Annotated in this window: 13 protein-coding genes; 6 read left to right on the top strand and 7 right to left on the bottom strand. The window is 64.8% G+C overall.

What is annotated here, in order from left to right:
* Nucleotides 1-90: 90 nt before the first annotated feature.
* From bamA to J7024_RS27070, 3 genes are all read right to left on the bottom strand, one after another.
* Entirely contained in the window at nucleotides 91-2,427 is a 2,337-nt protein-coding gene (bamA, locus tag J7024_RS27080; RefSeq protein ID WP_124897718.1) for an outer membrane protein assembly factor BamA, read from the bottom strand.
* Between the two features lie 11 nt (nucleotides 2,428-2,438).
* Nucleotides 2,439-2,759 carry a hypothetical protein gene (locus J7024_RS27075; protein WP_124897717.1) on the bottom strand — a complete coding sequence of 107 codons (321 nt, stop codon included), beginning with the start codon at nucleotides 2,757-2,759 and terminating at the stop codon, nucleotides 2,439-2,441.
* A gap of 139 nt (nucleotides 2,760-2,898) precedes the next feature.
* Nucleotides 2,899-3,273 carry a hypothetical protein gene (locus tag J7024_RS27070; protein WP_124897716.1) on the bottom strand — a complete coding sequence of 125 codons (375 nt, stop codon included), beginning with the start codon at nucleotides 3,271-3,273 and terminating at the stop codon, nucleotides 2,899-2,901.
* A gap of 630 nt (nucleotides 3,274-3,903) precedes the next feature.
* Between J7024_RS27070 and J7024_RS27065 the strand changes: the two genes are divergently transcribed.
* A complete protein-coding gene (locus J7024_RS27065; protein ID WP_175752100.1) occupies nucleotides 3,904-5,163 on the top strand; it encodes a hypothetical protein in 1,260 nt (419 codons plus the stop codon).
* A 389-nt stretch (nucleotides 5,164-5,552) separates the two neighbouring features.
* On the opposite strand, the gene J7024_RS27060 is transcribed toward J7024_RS27065, so the two are convergent.
* Complete coding sequence (locus J7024_RS27060; RefSeq protein WP_124897714.1) at nucleotides 5,553-6,512, bottom strand: LysR family transcriptional regulator; 960 nt, start codon at nucleotides 6,510-6,512, stop codon at nucleotides 5,553-5,555.
* Between the two features lie 129 nt (nucleotides 6,513-6,641).
* Between J7024_RS27060 and J7024_RS27055 the strand changes: the two genes are divergently transcribed.
* The 5 genes from J7024_RS27055 to J7024_RS27035 all read left to right on the top strand — a co-directional run bounded on the left by J7024_RS27055 (nucleotide 6,642) and on the right by J7024_RS27035 (nucleotide 11,055).
* Nucleotides 6,642-7,808, top strand: coding sequence for a mandelate racemase/muconate lactonizing enzyme family protein (locus J7024_RS27055; RefSeq protein WP_124897713.1), 1,167 nt, complete (start codon nucleotides 6,642-6,644; stop codon nucleotides 7,806-7,808).
* Between the two features lie 167 nt (nucleotides 7,809-7,975).
* On the top strand, nucleotides 7,976-9,337 hold the full coding sequence (gene dctA / locus J7024_RS27050; protein WP_124897712.1) for a C4-dicarboxylate transporter DctA: 1,362 nt from the start codon (nucleotides 7,976-7,978) through the stop codon (nucleotides 9,335-9,337).
* 504 nt (nucleotides 9,338-9,841) lie between these two features.
* Nucleotides 9,842-10,045 carry a cold-shock protein gene (locus J7024_RS27045; protein ID WP_027780910.1) on the top strand — a complete coding sequence of 68 codons (204 nt, stop codon included), beginning with the start codon at nucleotides 9,842-9,844 and terminating at the stop codon, nucleotides 10,043-10,045.
* A gap of 275 nt (nucleotides 10,046-10,320) precedes the next feature.
* On the top strand, nucleotides 10,321-10,545 hold the full coding sequence (locus J7024_RS27040; RefSeq protein WP_124897711.1) for a hypothetical protein: 225 nt from the start codon (nucleotides 10,321-10,323) through the stop codon (nucleotides 10,543-10,545).
* A 153-nt stretch (nucleotides 10,546-10,698) separates the two neighbouring features.
* Complete coding sequence (locus J7024_RS27035; RefSeq protein WP_124897710.1) at nucleotides 10,699-11,055, top strand: lysozyme inhibitor LprI family protein; 357 nt, start codon at nucleotides 10,699-10,701, stop codon at nucleotides 11,053-11,055.
* Nucleotides 11,056-11,109: 54 nt separating this feature from the next.
* On the opposite strand, the gene J7024_RS27030 is transcribed toward J7024_RS27035, so the two are convergent.
* From J7024_RS27030 to J7024_RS27020, 3 genes are read right to left on the bottom strand one after another with little or no spacing between them, the layout of a single operon-like run.
* Nucleotides 11,110-12,591 carry an efflux transporter outer membrane subunit gene (locus J7024_RS27030; protein WP_124897709.1) on the bottom strand — a complete coding sequence of 494 codons (1,482 nt, stop codon included), beginning with the start codon at nucleotides 12,589-12,591 and terminating at the stop codon, nucleotides 11,110-11,112.
* A gap of 3 nt (nucleotides 12,592-12,594) precedes the next feature.
* The gene (locus J7024_RS27025; RefSeq protein WP_175858818.1) at nucleotides 12,595-15,921 is read right to left on the bottom strand and encodes an efflux RND transporter permease subunit; all 3,327 of its coding nucleotides are present in this window, start codon (nucleotides 15,919-15,921) and stop codon (nucleotides 12,595-12,597) included.
* On the bottom strand, nucleotides 15,918-19,052 hold the full coding sequence (locus J7024_RS27020) for an efflux RND transporter permease subunit (protein ID WP_175752104.1): 3,135 nt from the start codon (nucleotides 19,050-19,052) through the stop codon (nucleotides 15,918-15,920). Before J7024_RS27020 ends, J7024_RS27025 begins: the two co-directional genes overlap by 4 nt.
* Between the last annotated feature and the right edge of the window lie 22 nt (nucleotides 19,053-19,074).

The raw sequence follows: 19,074 nt of genomic DNA, 5'->3' as shown, positions 1-19,074 counted from the left end.
ATCGCGAGGCCGTCGATTGTCGCGGCCGGGCGAGCATGCGCGCGCCGTGACGTCACCCCGCGCGCGGCGTCGAGCGGGCCGGAAGGGGGATCAGAACGACGTGCCAATCTGGAACTGGAACTTCTGGTATTGATCGCCCGCGTGGCGCACGATCGGCAGCGCATAGTCGATCTTCAGCGGACCGATCGGCGAGATCCATTCGAGCCCGAGCCCGTAGCTGTAGCGCAGGCCGTTCGCGCCGACGCTGTTGCCTTCGGTGCCCCACACGTTGCCGCCGTCGACGAACGTGAACACGCGCAGCGTGCGGTCGTAGCCGGTGCCGGGCAGCGGCACGGTCATCTCGACGTTGCCGACCACCATCTTCGAGCCGCCGATCGGGTCGCCTGTCGTCGCATCGCGCGGGCCGAGCGAGCTCGGCTCGTAGCCTCGCACCGAGCCGATGCCGCCCGCGAAGTAGTTCTTGAAGATCGGGTACGGCTGGCCGCCGAGACCGTTGCCGTAGCCGGCCTGGAAGTTCATGCCGAGCACGAGGCCGCGCATGAACGAGTGGTAGTACTGCGCCTGCACGTCGGTCTTGTAATACGACACGGTGCCGATCGGCGTGCCGTATTCCGCATTCGCCTGCATGTAGTAGCCGCGCGACGGGATCAGCGCGCTGTCGCGCATGTCGCGCGACCAGCCGATCGTGAACGGCGCGACGTTCGACACGCGACCGAACGTGTTCACGTAGTCGATGTAACTCTGCGGCGTCGTCGAATCGACATCGAGGCGATCCTGTTCTAGCCCCAGCCCGAAATACACCATGTCGCTTTCGGAGAACGGGATGCCGAACTTCGTGTCCACGCCGTACGACACGATCCGGAAGCTGGTGTCGTTCGTGCTCGAGTAGTAGAGCGGCTGCGTCGTTCGGTAGTACACGTCGGTGATGCGCTTGACGCCGTCGATCGTGAAGTACGGATCCGTTTGCGACACGCTCAGCGTGCGCATCGTCGTGGCCGTGTTCGCGTTGACGGCGATCGACTGGCCGCTGCCGAACACGTTGTCCTGCGACACGCCGGCCGAGATGATCGGGCCTTCGCCGGAACCGTAGCCGACGCCGAGCGAGATCGTGCCGGTCGGTTTCTCGGTGACCTTCACGTCCACGTCGACCTGATCCCTGGTGCCTTCGACCGGCACGGTCGTCACGTCGACGTCGGTGAAATAGCCGAGACGGTTGATGCGATCCTTCGACAGCTTGAGTCGCGACGAGTCGAACCACGCGTCCTCCATCTGCCGCATCTCGCGGCGGATCACCTCGTCGCGCGTGCGCGTGTTGCCGGAGATGGTGATGTGCCGCACGTACACGCGGCGCCCCGGCGTGACCTGCAGCGTCAGGTCGACCGTGTGATGCTTCGCGTCGATCTGCGGGACGGCGTTGACGGTCGCGAACGCGTAGCCGTATTCGCCGAGCTTGTCGATCAGCGCCTGCGTCGTGTCCTTGAGTTTCGCCGCGGAAAACCGCTCGCTGGCGTGGATCGCGACGATGTGGTTCAGCTCGGCGTCGCGCCCGAGCAGGTCGCCGGCAAGCCGGACGCCCGAGATCGTGTACGGCGCGCCCTCGTGCAGCACGATCGTCAGATCCATGTCCTTGCGGTCCGGCGACAGCGATACCTGGGTCGAATCGAGGTTGAATTCCAGATAACCGCGATCGAGGTAGTACGCGCGCACGGCATCGAGATCGGTCGCGAGCTTGTCTTTCGAGTACAGATCGTCCTTCGTGTACCACGAGAACCAGTTCGGCGTGGCAAGCTGCATCTCGTCGCGCAGCGTGCTGTCGCTGAACACGTGGTTGCCGATGAAGGCGACTTGCCGGATCTTCGCGCTCGGCCCTTCGATGACGGAGAACAATAGCCCGACGCGGGCGCGGTCGATCGGGCTCACGGTGGTCGTCACTTCGGCCGCGTAATAGCCGCGCGTCAGGTACTGGCGCTTCAGCTCCTGCTCGGCCTTGCTGACGAGCGACGGATCATATGCGCGCCCGGACACCAGGCCAACCGACTTCATCGCCTTTTCGATCGCGTCCTTGTCGAACTCGTGCAGGCCCGAGAAATCGATCGTGCCGATCACCGGGCGCTCGGCGACGTTGACGATCACGACGTCGCCGTCGGTGCCGATCCGCACGTCGTTGAAGAACCCGGTCGCATAGAGCGCGCGGATCGCGGCGGATGCCTTGTCGTCGGTGAAGGTGTCGCCGATCTTGAATGGCAGATACGAGAATACCGTGCCCGGCTCGACGCGCGTCAGGCCTTCGACGCGGATGTCGCGGATCGCGAAACCGGTCGCTGCCGGCGCGCCGGGCTTCGCCTGCGCTGCCGGCGCCGGCTGCGCGTGGACGGGGAATGCGACTGGCGTGAGCCAGCAGAGCCGGGCAAGCCAGCGAAACTTCATCGAACGCGTCTTCACTGCGGGCGGGCCCCGTCGTTGTATTGCGCATGGCGTACGCGCAGTCGCGATACCGTGTCGACATGCGATTCGGCGAGCAGGCGCACCGTCGCGTACGCGTTGCCGCAGGCCGCGTTCAGCGGCAGCCCGGCTGCATAACGGCCGGCCAGCCGGCAGCGGATTATCGGGCTCGCGTCGAACGCATGCATGCCGGCAGCCTCGGCTTCGGCTTGTCGCGTATCGATCGGCAGCAGGCGCCATGCGCATGCGCCGAAATCCGACGGGGCATAGGCAGCGGTGCGCTGGGCGAGCGCGGCGGTCGGGGAAGGGGTTCGCATGATGGGCGTGTCCTCGAATAAGGAAATGGAAGGACGCGATCCGGCGCGGAATCGCGTGAATCGTCAATATGTTTCGTATGGCGAAATAAGTGAATTGAAGGCGATCGTCGGCACGATGGCGCTCGGTGCCGTCAACGCATCAGTTCAGCATCGCGCGATTCATGGGCGTGCTCGCTTCCGGCTCGCAAACGAGCGCTTCGACGAGGTTCATCAAATTGACGGACGGCAGTGCGAACGCGATCCAGCCGATCCCGATGTGACGCATCGACAGTACCGCGCCGTTGTAGTCGGCAAGCCGGTCCACGCGCCAGCACGGGTCGACCTGCAACGGATAACGTCCGTCCGGCGGTTCGGGCGGATGCGTCGGCTGCATCGCGGCGCGGGCGGCCGCGAGCTGCATGATCATCTCGTCGATGTCGCGCACGCCGAGCGCGCACGTATGGCCGTCGATCGTGAACCTGATCACTGAAATCCCGGATTCGCTGGAGACTTCCATATGCATCGTGTGATTCATGATCGGGCCTTTCACTTTCGCTTTCACTATCGGAGAACTGCCGCGTCCAGTGGGGGCCGGAGTGCGCGGTGACGAAAGAATAGGTCACACCATCGTCAAATAAATTTCAGGATTGTTTCGTCATATTCAGCGCAAGCGCGTCGCCCTCGTTGTAAGCGGAATGAACGGGATCGCGCGCAAGAGTGGGCGATCATTATTGAGATACTTGGCGACAGTAACAGCCGGCGATGTGTACGATCGGTAATCGATTCCGCTTCGTCGTACGAAAAGTGCCTTCGTTTACGGGGTTTTCGTGTCGAAAAGCGGGGTTGCGCCAGTCGGATTAACGAAATATTTCGAACCGTTGCATTGAAATATGTGGTGCGGGCGGTATCGGCGTGGCGGGCGTCGCCAGCGGACGGCGCTCCGTCTTCAATATGGTTGCACGCGCAACAAATATGGAAAGCGGAAGAAAAACGCAAGTTTCTCTGCGCCGGGGGCCAGGCCCGAATCGAAGCAGTGAGTGTTCCATCCGCGTCGGCATCGACGGTAAATCCCCGTAACGAAACCCGTAACGCGGGTAAACGCAGCGGCACCTACACTGGATCGACGTGATGGAAACTCCCACGCAACGATCTGACGACGGCATTCATGACCTCGACGCAAGCGGTGTTTCTGCATTCCGGATATGGGGTGACCGATGGCTGGCTGTGGTCGTGCCTGCGCGATCTCGACGGCGTGGTCGCCTATGACGAACCGCTGCGCGAGATGGTCGCGTCGGTCGACTACGAGCAATACGCGAGCACCGGGTCGGAGGGTGCGCCGGCGGCGATGTCGGCCTGCGGCGCAAGACCGTCCATGAGCGTGTCCGAGTCGCTGAGGCGCGACGCGCTCGGCATGTCGCGTGTCGAAACGGCCTTTTCGGCCAACCAGTTCGAAGAGGCGACGCCCGAATATGCGAGCGACATCGAACATTTTCTGCGGACCTTGATGACGCAGGCGTTCGAGCGGGATTGCATTCCCGTGTTCCGCTTCGGCGAATCGCCCGGTCGCCTGGCGTGGATGCGCCGCACCTTCCCCGATGTCCTGCACATCGTCGTCGCGCGCAATCCCCTTGCGCAATGGCAGTCGTATTGCGACAGACTCGTCGCCCACCACGACGCACACTGGATTGCGCTGCCGTTTCTCGCGCTCGCGTGCGGCCGCAACGTGCCGGCGGTCGAGCGCGTGATCGTCGGGCTGCGCATCGAGTTGCCCGAGGGTATTCCAGGCATCGGCGATCGCACGGCCGATCGCTGCGTCGAATTCTTCAAGGCGCATGCGGGCTACGTCGGGCCGGCCGCCGCATATCGCGCATTCCTCGGTTACTGGCTGCTCGCGATGCGACATGCGCCAACCCATGCGGACGCCGTGTTCGATTGCGATCTGGCGGCGCGCTCGCACGCGTATCTGGGGGCCGCGGAGGCGTGGATCGCGAATCTGACCGGATTGACGCCGCCGATGCGTGCCGCGCACCGCAACCACGCGGTGCGCAGCCGGACGCTATCGTTCGCGGGTAACGAGGACGCACACCTCGTCGCGATGGAAGTCGGCAAGGCGCTCGTGCGCGACGGCAGTGCGCCGATCGAGGCACTTGCGCTGTGGGCGAGCAAGCTGGCCGATGCGACGCTGAGCGCGCGCGCCGATGCCGATGCCACTGCCGCTTACGCGAAGATGTGCGTGGACCAGGCGATCCGCATCGTCGATGTCGCGGCGGCGGGCAGCTTCGGATGCGATACCGCGCTCGCGAGCGAACTGGCGATGATGAGGGCGGCGCTCGGCGGGTTTGCCGAGCAGGGCGCTGGCCGACGGGCCGGGCCGTGGTCGCGCTTCACGCGTAGCGCGCGGAATTTTCTCGCGACGCGACGGTAGCAGGGCGGTGCGGCTCAAGGCGGCGTGCATGTGGCTTCGCCAAGGTTGATACGTCGTCGGAGCGACGTATGCCGAGGTGTCGCAGGGGCGTGTGCTCGCCGTAACCGGGGGAATGCGGCTTTGGCATCCCCGGGTTCTCCGGCGGCTTGAGCAGGCCGGAGTGAGCGTGTGCCGGTTGGCCGGTCTCCGGTGGGGACGGCGGAGTTCGGTCATTTTCGGCCGGCCGCCCGCACGTGTTGAGTCTCCCGGTTGCGCTCCGAAGCGGTCAGTTACGCTTGACCTGTAAACGCGGGTTCAGCGCTCTGGCATAAGACCGCATCGTGCGCCGAACGAGCGCCGCGATTGAACGTCGGCGCTCTTGTCGACACAAACACCCCGTTCCCACATGGTCAGTTCCCTGCTCGACCGGGTCTCCTGCGCGCAGGAACGGCTTTGCCGGTGTCGACCGGAATAAACGGCGCTTCGAAATGCTTGACCAGAAAGTCTATGAACGCCCGAGCGCGAGTCGATTGGTTGCGCTGGCCGGGGTAGTAGACGAACAAATCCGCGGACGGCAAACCCACTTCGGGCAGCACCAGGCTGAGTCTCCCGCTCTGGACGTATTTTGCGAGATCCCATTCAGAGCGAATGAGAATGCCATGACCGTCCAGGGCCCACCGGAGCACGATGTCCCCATCGTTGCTGGAGAGTGAGCCATTCACCTTCAAAGCCTCAAGATGATCGTCCTGCACGAATCTCCAGACGCCGAATGCATCGTCGTTCTGCGTGTGGATAATGCAGCGATGATTGACGAGATCCTCCTTGCGCTGCGGAACCCCGTGCCGCTCGAGATACTTCGGTGAGGCACACAGAAACCGGCGATTGCTCATCAGACGGCGTGCTCTCAACCGCTGATCCGGCAACTCGCCAAACCTGATCGCCATATCGAAAGCGCCTTCGACCAGATCGACGGGACGGTCCGTCACCACGAACTGGATATCGACGTGCGGATACCGTTTCGCGAATGCGGACACTAAAGGCGCAATTGTCGTGCGCCCAAATCCCAAGGTTGCGTTGATGCGCAGGCGGCCGTGCGGATCGGCTGGCGTCCCCGCGATTGCATCCTCCATTTCCCGCACCTGGTCGAGAATCTGCGCGGCATATCGCGCATAGGTCTCGCCTTCAGGGGTCAGGCTGACGCTGCGCGTCGTCCGGTTGACCAGCCGGGTACCAAACCTTTCCTCAAGAATGCCCAGTCGCTTTGTCGCCGCAGGAGGCGTGAGCCCCAGTGAGCGCGCCGCGCCAGACAGGCTCTTCAGCTTCGCCAGCTGGACGAAAAATTCGAAATCGGTCGTAGAGTCAGTTCTCACTTTTGGTGAAAAATGAAATGAATATAGGTGAAGTATAGGCCGTTCTCCCGGAGCTATGCTACGTCCCGTTGCAGCAGCGCGCATGCAATTCAGACATCCAGCAAACGTGTCAGACCAGGAGGCACCGCCATGAGAATCGTCGAGATTCGCGAAAAGACCGTTCCGATCAGTTCCCCGATCCGCAACGCCTACATCGACTTCAGCAAGATGACGTTGAGCCTCGTTGCCGTGATTACCGATGTGATCCGCGACGGCAAGCCGGTCGTCGGCTACGGCTTCAATTCGAACGGCCGTTACGGTCAGGGCAAGCTGATGCGCGAGCGCTTCATCCCGCGGATTCTCGAAGCCGATCCCGCCTCACTCGTCGACGACGCGGGCGACAACCTCGACCCGCACAAGATCTGGGCGACGATGTTCACCAACGAAAAGCCGGGTGGCCACGGCGAGCGCTCGGTCGCCATTGGCACGATCGACATGGCGGTATGGGACGCAGCGGCCAAGATCGAAGGCAAGCCGCTGTTCCAGTTGCTGGCCGACCGCTACGGCAACGGCCAGCCGAACCGCAAAATCTTCGTCTACGCAGCGGGCGGCTACTACTATCCGGGCCAGGATCACGACAAGCTGAAGGACGAGATGCGCAGCTATATCGATCGCGGCTATACGGTCGTGAAGAAGAAGATCGGCGGCGCGTCGCTGGACGAAGACCTTCGCCGCATCGACTCGATCCTGAGCGTGCTGGGCGACGGCCAGAAACTCGCTGTCGATGCGAACGGCCGCTTCGATCTCGATACCGCGATCCAGTACGCGAAGGCCCTCTCGCAATATGACCTGTTCTGGTACGAGGAACCGGGCGATCCGCTCGACTTTGAACTGCAGGCCACGCTGCGCAACTACTACGACAAGCCGATGGCGACCGGCGAGGACCTGTTTTCGATGCAGGACGCGCGCAACCTCATCCGCTACGGAGGCATGCGAGCGGATCGCGACTGGCTGCAATTCGACTGCGCGCTGAGCTATGGTCTCGTCGAGTATCTGCGCACGCTTGACATGCTGCGTCAGCACGGCTGGTCGCCGAGCCGCTGCATCCCGCACGGCGGCCACCAAATGTCGCTGAACATCGCCGCCGGTCTCGGCCTCGGTGGCAACGAATCGTACCCGGATCTGTTCCAGCCATACGGAGGCTTCCCCGATGGCGTGAAGGTCGACAACGGCTACATCACCATGCCGGACCTGCCGGGTATTGGTTTCGAAGGCAAGGCAGACCTGTTCGCGGAAATGCAGAAGCTGTCTGCTTGACACATGACTGCATGTGCCGGCCATGAATGGTCATCGAGGGCCGGCACTTCGTCCTTTCGGGGAATGGGTGAAAGAAGCAGAGCCGCGACCGGAACACAACCGCTGCACGCACAGCGGTTGGCGGTCGCCCGGATTCACGTGGATGGCGCCATGCTCAGGAGACAGACATGCAGCCCTCAAAACTCAAAAAGACCCTTTCGAAGCTCTACGTCCAGGTCTTGATCGGTATCGCGGCCGGCATTCTTGTCGGTCACTTCTACCCGGATATCGGCGCCGATCTCAAACCCCTTGGCGACCTGTTCATCAAGCTGATCCGTATGTTGCTCGCGCCCATCATCTTCGCTTCGGTCGTCGTGGGCATCGCGCGAATGAATGACCTGCACGAAGCAGGACGCGTCGGGGTCAAGGCGGTGCTCTACTTCGAAGCGGCGTCGACCATTGCGCTTCTTGTCGGTCTCTTTGTCGTCAACACGATCAAGCCGGGCAGCGGCATGAACATCGACCCGACGCACATCGACAGCTCGGCGATCGCGAGCTACGCCCACGCCGCGCACGAACACACGGCGGTAGGGTTCCTGATGAGCATCGTGCCGAGCAGCGTCGTCGGCGCGTTTGCGAACGGCGAAATCCTGCCGATCATCTTCTTCTCCGTGCTGTTCGCCATCTCACTGGCGAAACTCGGCCCGCGCACCACTCCGCTCGTCGATATGCTCGACATGTTCCTGCAGGGCATGTTCGGCGTTGTGCGTATCGTGATGTACGTCGCACCGGTAGGCGCGTTCGGCGGCATGGCATTCACCATCGCGAAGTATGGCCTCGGCACGCTGGCGTCGTTCGGACAATTGATGCTTTCCTTGTACCTCACGTCGATTTTCTTTGTCGTGGTCGTACTCGGAATTGTCATGCGACTCTGCGGGCTGTCGCTCTGGAAGTATCTTCGCTATATCCGGGACGAGATTCTGATCACGCTCGGCACGGCGTCGACCGAGGCAGTGCTGCCTCAGATGCTCGTCAAGATGGAGCATCTCGGCTGCTCGCGGCCTGTCGTCGGCATGGTGCTGCCGACCGGCTACACGTTCAACGCCGACGGTACCGCGATCTACCTCACGATGGCAGCGATGTTCGTTGCGCAGGCGATGAACATCCATCTGACGCTGCTCGATCAGTTCGTCGTGCTTGGCGTCCTGCTGCTGACGTCGAAGGGGTCGGCTGGCGTGGCGGGGGCGGGCTTCGTCGCACTCGCAGCGACACTTGCGTCGATGCACAAAATACCGGTTTCGGGGCTCGTACTGCTTCTGGGCGTGGACCGCTTCCTGAACGAAGCACGCGCCGTCACGAACCTTATCGGCAATGGCGTGGCGACCATCGTGGTCGCCCGCTGGGAGGGTGCGATGGATGTCGGTCGGGCCCGTGCGGTCCTGAATCGCGATCCCGACCTCGGCGTTGTCGACACCTCCCAGGAAAAGCCGGAATCCATCGGCGTCTCTTTGCCGATTGGCGAGCCGGCAACAGGCACCAGAAGTCGCTAGAGAGAGGGCAAGGCTCATATTCCAAATGGCGAGTGACGGGGACGCGCGACGCCGGCCTTGAGATGACGTCCGTTCCCCAACGAAGAACGGACGTCCGAGGAATCGAACTGGTCGTCGCTTGCGGGCAGACAGCGGCCAATAGCCTTGGCCGCTGTCTGCCGGACGCTGCCATTCGGCAAATGGGATTGGAATCGTAGAAAATTTGGCTTCACTAACGTCCGGCGTATCTGGCCGACGCAACGGCACGGCAACGTCCCGCGAAGCGAGCAGGAGCCACATCGCCTCGCCTTGCCCTCAAACCGGACTGCCTGGCGACACAGTTACAAGATAACCATTGACTCTGCCGTTCCCGGCAGTTAAGGTGTGCGTCGAAGTCCAAGAAGTCCGATTGCTGTTCATCAATTTCTCGCTCCCCCCAGCGGTATTCGTTGTCCTCTCTCTCCTTGACGCTTCAAGCGCTCTTCAACAGAGCAAATCTTCATATTTTTTCCTCAAGGATTCATCATGGATACCGGTATCGTTAAGTGGTTCAACGACAGCAAAGGCTTTGGCTTCATCACTCCGGACAAGGGCGGCGACGATCTTTTCGCGCACTTCTCCGAAATCCGGACTGACGGCTTCAAGACGCTCGCTGAAAACCAGAAAGTGAGCTTCGAAACGAAGCAAGGCCCGAAGGGTCTGCAAGCGGCCAACATCCAGCCGCTGTAAGTTTGAAGGGCCCGGTTTTCCGCGACGGACGCCGGGTCGCAGCGACACCCTCACGGAGCGTTGTCTCCTAAAGCTGGCGCGATCGCGCTTGGCTGCATCGGTTTATTCAGCAGCCTGCCACGCGCCACATGCCTCGTTGCACTTCACTCTCCCCCTCCGGCAGCAACGCCTTTTTCGCGCTTTCCGACTGCTTTTGATTCAGCCCGCAATGGCTTTGAATCGGTGCATGTTTCGCACGGCACGCGCGCACCCGAACATCATTATTAAAATTAAAAATGCAGAACAAACGAATTCAACAGTACAACGGCTATGCCGTCCAACCCTCGGCGCATCGCTTGCCCGACGGTAGTTTTTCATCCAACCTGCTGCTCGAACGCAGCGGTAGCTCGTGCGTCGAAGGCCGCTACCAGTTCTATTCGCTCGATTACTTTCCGAGTGAAAGACAGGCGCTGCAGCACTCGGCCCGCTGGGCACGCAACTGGGTCGACACGCGCGGCTAACGGCAACGTCCTGCGGACTCGAGCGCCATCGCCTCGGGCCGGTAGCTGCCGTCCGACCTGATCGCACACGGGCACCGGCTGCCTCATGAACCCGCTCCTTTACCATGGAGCCTCCGGAATCATGCAGACCCCCGATCTCGCGAAGAAGAAGCCATGAAAAAGACGATCAGCCTTGCATTGCTGCTGCTGCCCCTGAGCGCGCTGGCCGACCCATGCGTCGGCAACGGCACCGTCTACGACGATTTGTCGTGTGTCGACCGTTCCCTGACCGAATCGAAGCAGGAACTCAACGCGGTCTATCGAAAAATATACGCGTCCACGCAATACAAGAACGCGTTCGAGCAATCGCAGAAAGCCTGGCTCGACTACAGGGACAAGCAGTGCAATGGCTATATCGCAGCCGAGGCGTCGCAATCGCAAGGCGAGGGCCCTGGCTTGATCACGAGAGACTGTCTCCTCACGATCACGAAGCAGCGGGTCGATTATTTGAAGACGCTGCTCGCGAAGTAACGGGTTACGGGCACGAACCGAATTCGTGCCCGCGACGACACAGCCCGCCGCCCGTCATCCCGGCGCGTTTTCCCGCTGCGGTTTCGGCGGCGCCGCATTGAGCGCCGAATCCGACCACCCGCCTCCCAGATCGCCGAACAGCGTCGCAGTCGCGACGAGGCGTTCCTGCTGCACGGTCAATGCATTTTCCTCTAGCGCGAGCAGCGTCGTCTGCGCGGTGGCGACCGTCGTATAGTCGACGGTGCCCGCCTGATATTCATTGAAAGCGATGTCGGCACCGCGCCTCGCATCGGCCACCGCGCGTTCGAGCACGGCGGCCTGGTCGGCGAGCACGCGCACGCTTGCCAGATCGTCCTCGACGTTCTGCAGCGCACCGAGCACGGTGCCGCGATAGTTCGCGACCGCTGCATCGTAAGCAGCTTTAGCGGCCGCGACTTCGCCACTGCGCTCGCCGCCATCGAACAGCGTTTCCGACGCGCTGGCGCCGAGCGACCACACATAGTTCGCGACATGCAGCAGCCCCGCGAGCGGCGATGCGGAGAAACCGGCCACGGCAGACAGCGAGATCGTCGGATAGTACGCCGCGATCGCGACGCCGATCGACGCGTTCCCGGCCGCCATCTGCCGCTCCGCGACGGCGATATCCGGCCGCCGCTGCAGTAGCGTCGACGGCACGCCCACCGGGACGTCGGGCAGCGCGGGCAGCGTCGCGTCATGCGCGATGTCGAGATCCTCCGGATTACGGCCGACCAGCACCGCGATCGCATGCACGTACTTCTCGCGCGACACGTCGAGCGCGATCAGGCTCGACTGCGCGCTCTCGAGCTGCGTTTGCGCGGTGACGAGATCGGACGGCGGAATCGTGCCGGCCTTGTCCTGGTCGGCGATCACGCGCAGGTACGCCTGGTCGGCCTTGACGGCCGCGTCGAGCAGGTCGCGGTTCGCATCGGTGACGCGCAGGTCGATCACCGTCGTCGCGAGCGTCACCTGCTCGGACAGCGCGGCATTCGCATAGGTCGCGGCGCCGGCCTGCGCGCTGGCCTTGCGTTCCTCGACGGTGCGCCGCACCTGGCCCCACAGGTCGGGCGACCAGCTCACGTCGCCTTCGAGCGCGCCGGCATTCGCGACCGACGGCGTGCCCGCGCCGGTCATGTGTTGCCGCGTGGCGGAACTCGTGACTGACACGGTCGGAAACAGCCCTGCGCGTGCTTCGCGCACCAGCGCGAGTGCCTGCTGGTAGTTGTAGTAGTCCTGCCGGACGGTCTGGTTCGACACGGTGACGAGCGGTTCGAGCTGGTCGAGCAGCGGGTCGCGGAAGGCGGTCCACCAGTCGCCCTTCGGGCCGTCGGCATCGGGCCGCGCGAGGGTCCAGCCCGGCAGTTCGCGATACGTCGCGGGCGTCGGGACGGCCGGACGATGATAGTCGGGGCCGACCGCGCAGCCGGCGACGGCGAGCGCGGCCGCGACGCAGAGCACGCGGGCGTGCAGCCGCGACGCGCGCTGCACCGGTGCCGGAACGGAGTGGGGGAGTTTCATCGATCAGGGCCTCGATTCGGGCCGCTGCTGGCGCGGCCACCGCGACGAGCTGCGCGCGAGTCGTTCGCGCAGCCGGTCGAGATACAGATAGATCACGGGCGTCGTATAGAGGGTGAACACCTGGCTGATCACGAGCCCGCCCATCACCGTCACGCCGAGCGGCTGGCGCAGCGACGCGCCCTGGCCGATCGCGAGCGCGAGCGGCAGCGCGCCGAGCACGGCCGCGGCGGTGGTCATCATGATCGGCCGCAGGCGCCGCACGGCGGCCTCGTGTATCGCGCGCCGCGCGTCGACGCCTTCGTCGCGCTGCAGCGCGATCGCGACGTCGACCATCATGATCCCGTTCTTCTTCACGATGCCGATCAGCAGGATGAAGCCGATCATCGAGATCACCGAGAACGGCACGCCGAACACGAGCAGCGCAAGCGTCGCGCCGATGCCGGCGGACGGCAGCGTCGACAGGATCGTCAGCGGATGGATGGTGTTCTCGTACAGCACGCCGAGCACGATGTAGACGACTGCGAGCGCCGCGACGATCAGGAGCGGCACCGCGTTCATCGAGCTGGTGAACGCCTGCGCCGCGCCGGCGAACGCGCCGTGTACGGACGCGGGCATGCCGATCGACTGCTCGGCGTCGGCGATCGCGGTGGCCGCATCGCTCAGCGAGCCGTGTACGGGCAGGTTGAACGAGATGGTCGCGGCGACGAGTCCGCCCTGGTGGTTCACCTGCGTCGCGGTATGGCTGTTCGAGAACAGCGCGAGCGCGGTGAGCGGCACCATCGTTTCGGCCGACGTGCTGTCGGCGCTGCCGGTCGAACTGCCGCCCTTGCTGTTCGAGATGCTGTTGGTGGATGCATTCGCTTCCGCGTTCGCATTCAGCGCATTGGTCGTGCCGCCGGCGGCCGCCGTCGCGACGCCGACCGTCGCTCCGGCCGCGAGGGTCGCGGCGGCGGCCGGCACGGTGGCCGACGAGTACTGGGTCTGCGCGGTGCCGCTCGCGTTGCCGGCGGCGGTACTCGCGAAGATCCGGCCGAGCGAGGACGGGAACTGCCAGTACCGCGGCGCGACTTCCATCACGACGAAGTACTGGTTCAACTGGTTATAGATCGTCGACACGGTGCGCTGGCCGAATGCGTCGTACAGCACGTTGTCGATCTGGTCCGGATCGAACCCGTAGCGTTTCGCGGTTGCGCGGTCGATCGTCACGGTCGTTTGCAGCCCTTGCTGCTGCAGATCCGAATTCACGTCGACGAGCTGGCCGCGGTAGCGGTTCAGCGCGTCGACGAGGCGCGGCGTCCACGTGGTCAGCGCGGCCGGATCGTCGCTCGTCAGCGTGTACTGATATTCGGCGGCCGACTGCCGGCCGCCGATCCGCAAGTCCTGCTGCGCCTGCAGGAACAGTCGCGCGCCGGATACGGCCGCCAGCTTCGGCCGCAGCCGGTTGACGACCTCGGTGGCCGATGCATGGCGCTGCGCGAGCGGCTTCAGCGCGACGAACACGTTCGCGGTGTTCAGCGCGCGACCGCCGGTGAAGCCGGCCACCGCCGCGACGGCGGGATCCTGCTGGACGATGGCCTGAAGCTGCGCGAGCTTTTGCCGCATCGCGCCGAACGAGATGCTCTGATCCGCGATGATCTGGCCCATCAGCGTGCCGTTGTCCTGCTCGGGGAAGAAGGTCGCGGGCAGCAGGCGGAACAGCAGCAGGTTGCCGATGACGAGCGCGATCAGCAGCACGCCGACGAGCGGCGCACGGTCGAGCACGGCGTCAAGCGAGCGCGAATACGCGTCGTGCAGCCCGTCGAGCGTCGCGGCGATGCGGCGGCCGATGCGGGACGGCTTCGCATCGATGCGCTGGCGGCTCAGCACGTACGCGCACATCGTCGGCGTGACGGTCAGCGAGATCACCATCGACAGCAGGATCGCGATCGACAGCGTGACCGCGAACTCGTGGAACAGCAGGCCGACGATGCCGGGCATCAGCAGGATCGGCAGGAACACCGCGATCAGCGACACGCTCATCGACACGACCGTAAACGCGACTTCCGCGCTGCCGCGCAACGCAGCCTCCTTCGGCGCGTAGCCGGCTTCGAGAAAGCGCGTGACGTTCTCGAGCACGACCACGGCATCGTCGACGACGAAGCCGGTGCCGATCGTGAGCGCCATCAGCGACAGGTTGTCGATGCTGTAGCCGAGCAGGACCATCGGCCCGAACGTGCCGATGATCGACAGCGGCAGCGCGACGGCCGGAATCAGCGTCGCGCGCGGCGACAGCAGGAACACGAACACCACGCCGACGACGAGCAGCACGGCGATGCCGAGCGTGCGCCCGGTGTCGGACACCGACGCGTTGATCGACTGCGAATGATCGACCGCGATGCCGACGCGCACCGAGCCCGGCAGCGCGGCCTCGATCACCGGCAGCCGTGCGCGGATCTGCCTGACCGTATTGACGACGTTGCCGCCCGGCTGCGGAAACACGATCACGAGCACGGCCTGCTTGCCGTTGTAGAGGCCCGCGTTGCGCACGTTCTCGTTCGAATCGAGCACCTGCGCGACGTCGTGCAGGTGAACGGCGGCGCCGTTGCGGTACGCGACGACGAGATCGCGAAACGGCGCGGCCGTGGCGATCTGGTCGTTCGACAGGATCTCGTAGCGGTGGCCGCCCTGGTCGAGATGGCCCTTCGGGCTGTCCGCGTTCGCCGAGCCGAGCGACGCGCGCACGTCCTCGAGCCCGATCCCGTAGCTGTTCAGCTTGCCGGGCTGCAGTTCGACCCGCACCGACGGCAATGCGCCGCCGCCGAGCGTGATCTGGCCAACGCCCTTGATCTGCGACAACTGCTGCTGGATCACCGAATCGGCCGAGTCGTAGAGCTGCGCGGACGTCAGCGTGTCGGAGGTCAGCGCGAGCACCATCACGGGCGCGTCGGCCGGGTTGTATTGCCGGTAGGTCGGGTTCGAACGCAGCGTGGTCGGCAGGTCCGCGCGCGCGGCCTGGATCGCGGCCTGCACGTCGCGGGCGGCGCCGTTGATGTCGCGGTCGAGGCCGAACTCGATCACGATCAGCGACGAGCCCACGTAGCTCATCGACGTGAGTTCCTGCACGTCGGCGATCGTTTCGAGCCGCCGTTCGAGCGGCTCGGCCACGGTCGACGCCATGATCTCGGGGCTTGCGCCCGCCATGTTCGCCTGCACGACGATCACCGGATAGGCGACGTTCGGCAGCGGCGCGACCGGCATCCGGAAGTACGCGAGCGTGCCGGACAGCAGGATCGCGATCGCGAGCAGCGTGGTCGCGACCGGCCGCTGGATGAACAGCGCGGCCGGGTTCACGACGCGCTCCCGCCATCGGGCGCGGCGTCGCCGGGCGCGGCGGCTTCACGCCGACGCCGCACGCGCGCGGCCAGCCGGTCGAACAGCAGGTAGACCACCGGCGTCGTGAACAGCGTGAGGATCTGGCTGAGCGCGAGGCCGCCGATGATCGCGAGGCCGAGCGGGCGGCGCAGCTCCGAGCCCGTGCCGGTGCCGACCAGCATCGGCAGCGCGCCGAGCATCGCCGCGAAGGTCGTCATCAGGATCGGGCGGAAGCGCAGCAGCGACGCCTCGAAGATCGCATCGGCCGGTGCCTTGCCGTGCACGCGTTCCGCTTCGAGCGCGAAGTCGACGATCATGATCGCGTTCTTCTTCACGATGCCGATCAGCAGCACGATGCCGATGATCCCGATCACGTCGAGATCGGTGCCGGCGATCATCAGCGCGAGCAGCGCGCCGATCCCGGCGGACGGCAGCGTCGACAGGATCGTGACGGGGTGGATGAAGCTCTCGTACAGCACGCCGAGCACGATGTAGACGGCGACCAGCGCGGCGACCAGCAGATAGACTTCGCTCGACAGCGAATCCTCGAACGCGGCCGCCGCACCCTGGAACGACGACTGGATCGATGGCGGCAGCGCGGCGTCGCGCTCGACGCGACGCACGTCGTCGACCGCCGTGCTCAGCGACGCGCCGCTCGCGAGGTTGAACGACACCGTGACGGCCGGGAACTGCGCGAGATGGCGGATCGCGAGCGGCGTCTTCGCGAGCCGGATCGTTGCGATCTGGCTCAGCGGCACCTGGCCGCCGCTGCTCGTCTGGCTCGGCAGGTAAAGGCTGCCGAGCGACGCGACGTTCGGCATTGCCTCGGGCTTCGCGACCAGGATCACGCGATACTGGTTCGACTGCTCGAAGATCGTCGACACGATGCGCTGGCCGAGCGAATCGTACAGCGCGTTGTCAATCGTCGCCGGCGTGATCCCGTAGCGCGCGGCCGCCTGGCGGTCGACGTCGACCTGCACGCCGAGCCCGTCGACGTCGAGATCGCTCTGCACGTCGGTGATCGAGCGCACCTGCTTCAGCTTCGCGACGAGCGCGGGCACGACCTGCTGCAACGCCTGCCGGCTCGGGCCGCGCAGCACGAAGCGATACTGGTTCGGCGACAGCGTCGTGTCGAGCGTCAGGTCCTGCACCGGTTGCAGGTAGAGCCGCACGCCCGGCACGCCGGCCGTTTCCTGCTGGAGCCGCCGCGCGATGGCTTCCGCGCTGGTCGAACGGTCGCCATGCGGGCGCAGGTTGATCAGGAAGCGGCCGTTGTTGAGCGTAGCGTTCACGCCGTCGATGCCGACGTACGACGTGAGCGACGCGACGTCCGGATCCTTGAGCAGCGTATCGGCCAGTTGCGACTGGCGCTCGACCATCGCCGCGTACGACACCGACGTGTCGGCCACGCTGATCCCCTGGATCGTGCCGACGTCCTGCACCGGGAACAGCCCCTTCGGAATCGCGATGTAGAGGATCAGCGTCAGCGCGAGCGTCGCGAGCGCGACGACGAGCGTCAGCGTCTGGTGCCGCAGCACCCAGGCCAGCGCGCGCTCGTATGCGCCGAGCGTGCGGTCGAACAGCCGTTCGCTGACGCGCTCGAAGCGGCCGGCATGCGACTGCGCTTCCGAATGGGGCCGCAGGATGCGCGCGCACAGCATCGGCACGACGGTCAGCGACACCACTGCCGAAATCAGGATCGTCACCGCGAGCGTGACCGCGAATTCGCTGAAGAGGCGGCCGATCACGCCGCCCATGAACAGCAGCGGAATCAGCACCGCGATCAGCGAGACCGTCAGCGACAGGATCGTGAAGCCGATCTGTCCGGCGCCCTTCAACGCGGCGTCGAGCGGCGGCATGCCTTGCTCGATGTAGCGAACGATGTTCTCGATCATCACGATCGAATCGTCGACGACGAATCCGGTCGCGATGATCAGCGCCATCAGCGACAGGTTGTCGATCGAGTAGTGCAGCTCGACCATCGCGGCAACCGTGCCGATCAGCGACACCGGCACCGCGATGCTCGGGATCAGCGTCGCGGGCAGGTTGCGCAGGAACACGAAGATCACCATCACGACGAGCGCGACGGCCAGCACGAGCTCGGTCGCGGCATCGAACACCGACGCACGGATGACGCCGGTGCCGTCGCCGACGATCTGCACGTGCATGCCGGCCGGCAGCGTCGCTTCGAGTGCGGGAAGCTGCCGCTTGATCTGGTCGACGGTCGCGATCACGTTCGCGCCCGGCTGACGCTGCACGTTCAGCACGATCGCGGGCGTGCGGTTCAGCCACGCGCCGCGCTCGACGTCCTGCGGCGCCTGCGACACGCGGGCTACGTCGCGCAGGAACACCGGCGCGCCGTTCTGGTACGCGATCACCGTGCCGAGATACGCGCTCGGGTCGGTGATCTGGTCGTTCGAGTTGATCGTGTAGTCGAGATCGGGGCCGTCGAAGTTGCCCTTCGGCTGGCTGACATTCACGTTCGCGAGCAGCGTGCGCAGGTCGTCCATGCTCAGCCCGTACGCGGCGAGCTTGTGCGGATCGGCTTCGACGCGCACGGCCGGCACGTGGCCGCCCGCCGTCGTGACGAGGCCGACGCCCGGCACTTCGGAGATCTTGGTGGCGAGCCGGTTGTTCGCGGTGTCCTGCAACTGCGTGAGCGACATCGAATTCGACGTGACCGCGAGCGTGAGGACCGGCTGGTCGGCCGGGTTCACCTTCGCATACGTCGGCGGCGCGGGCAGGCCGCTCGGCAGGTAGCTGTTCGCCGCGTTGATCGCCTGCTGCACGTTCTGCTCGGCGACGTCGAGGCTGACCGACAGGTCGAACTGCAGCGTGATGACCGACGCGCCTTCCGAGCTGTACGAGATCATCTGCTGCAGACCGGGGATCTCGCCGAGCTGGACCTCGAGCGGCGCGGTGACGGTCGTCGCCATCACGTCGGGGCTCGCACCAGGGTAGAAGGTCTGCACCTGGATCGTCGGGTAGTCGACGTCGGGCAGCGACGACACCGGCAGGAAACGGACCGCGACTGCGCCGGCGAGCACGAGCGCGATCGTCAGCAGCAGCGTCGCGACGGGCCGCAGGATGAAGGGGCGGGAGATATTCATCGGATCGGTTGCCGCGTCGCGT

Source organism: Burkholderia sp. WTPI3, assembly GCF_021483755.1.
Taxonomy (GTDB): domain Bacteria; phylum Pseudomonadota; class Gammaproteobacteria; order Burkholderiales; family Burkholderiaceae; genus Burkholderia.
The sequence above is the reverse complement of the archived record's forward strand: the minus strand, read 5'-3'. Positions and strand labels throughout refer to the sequence as shown.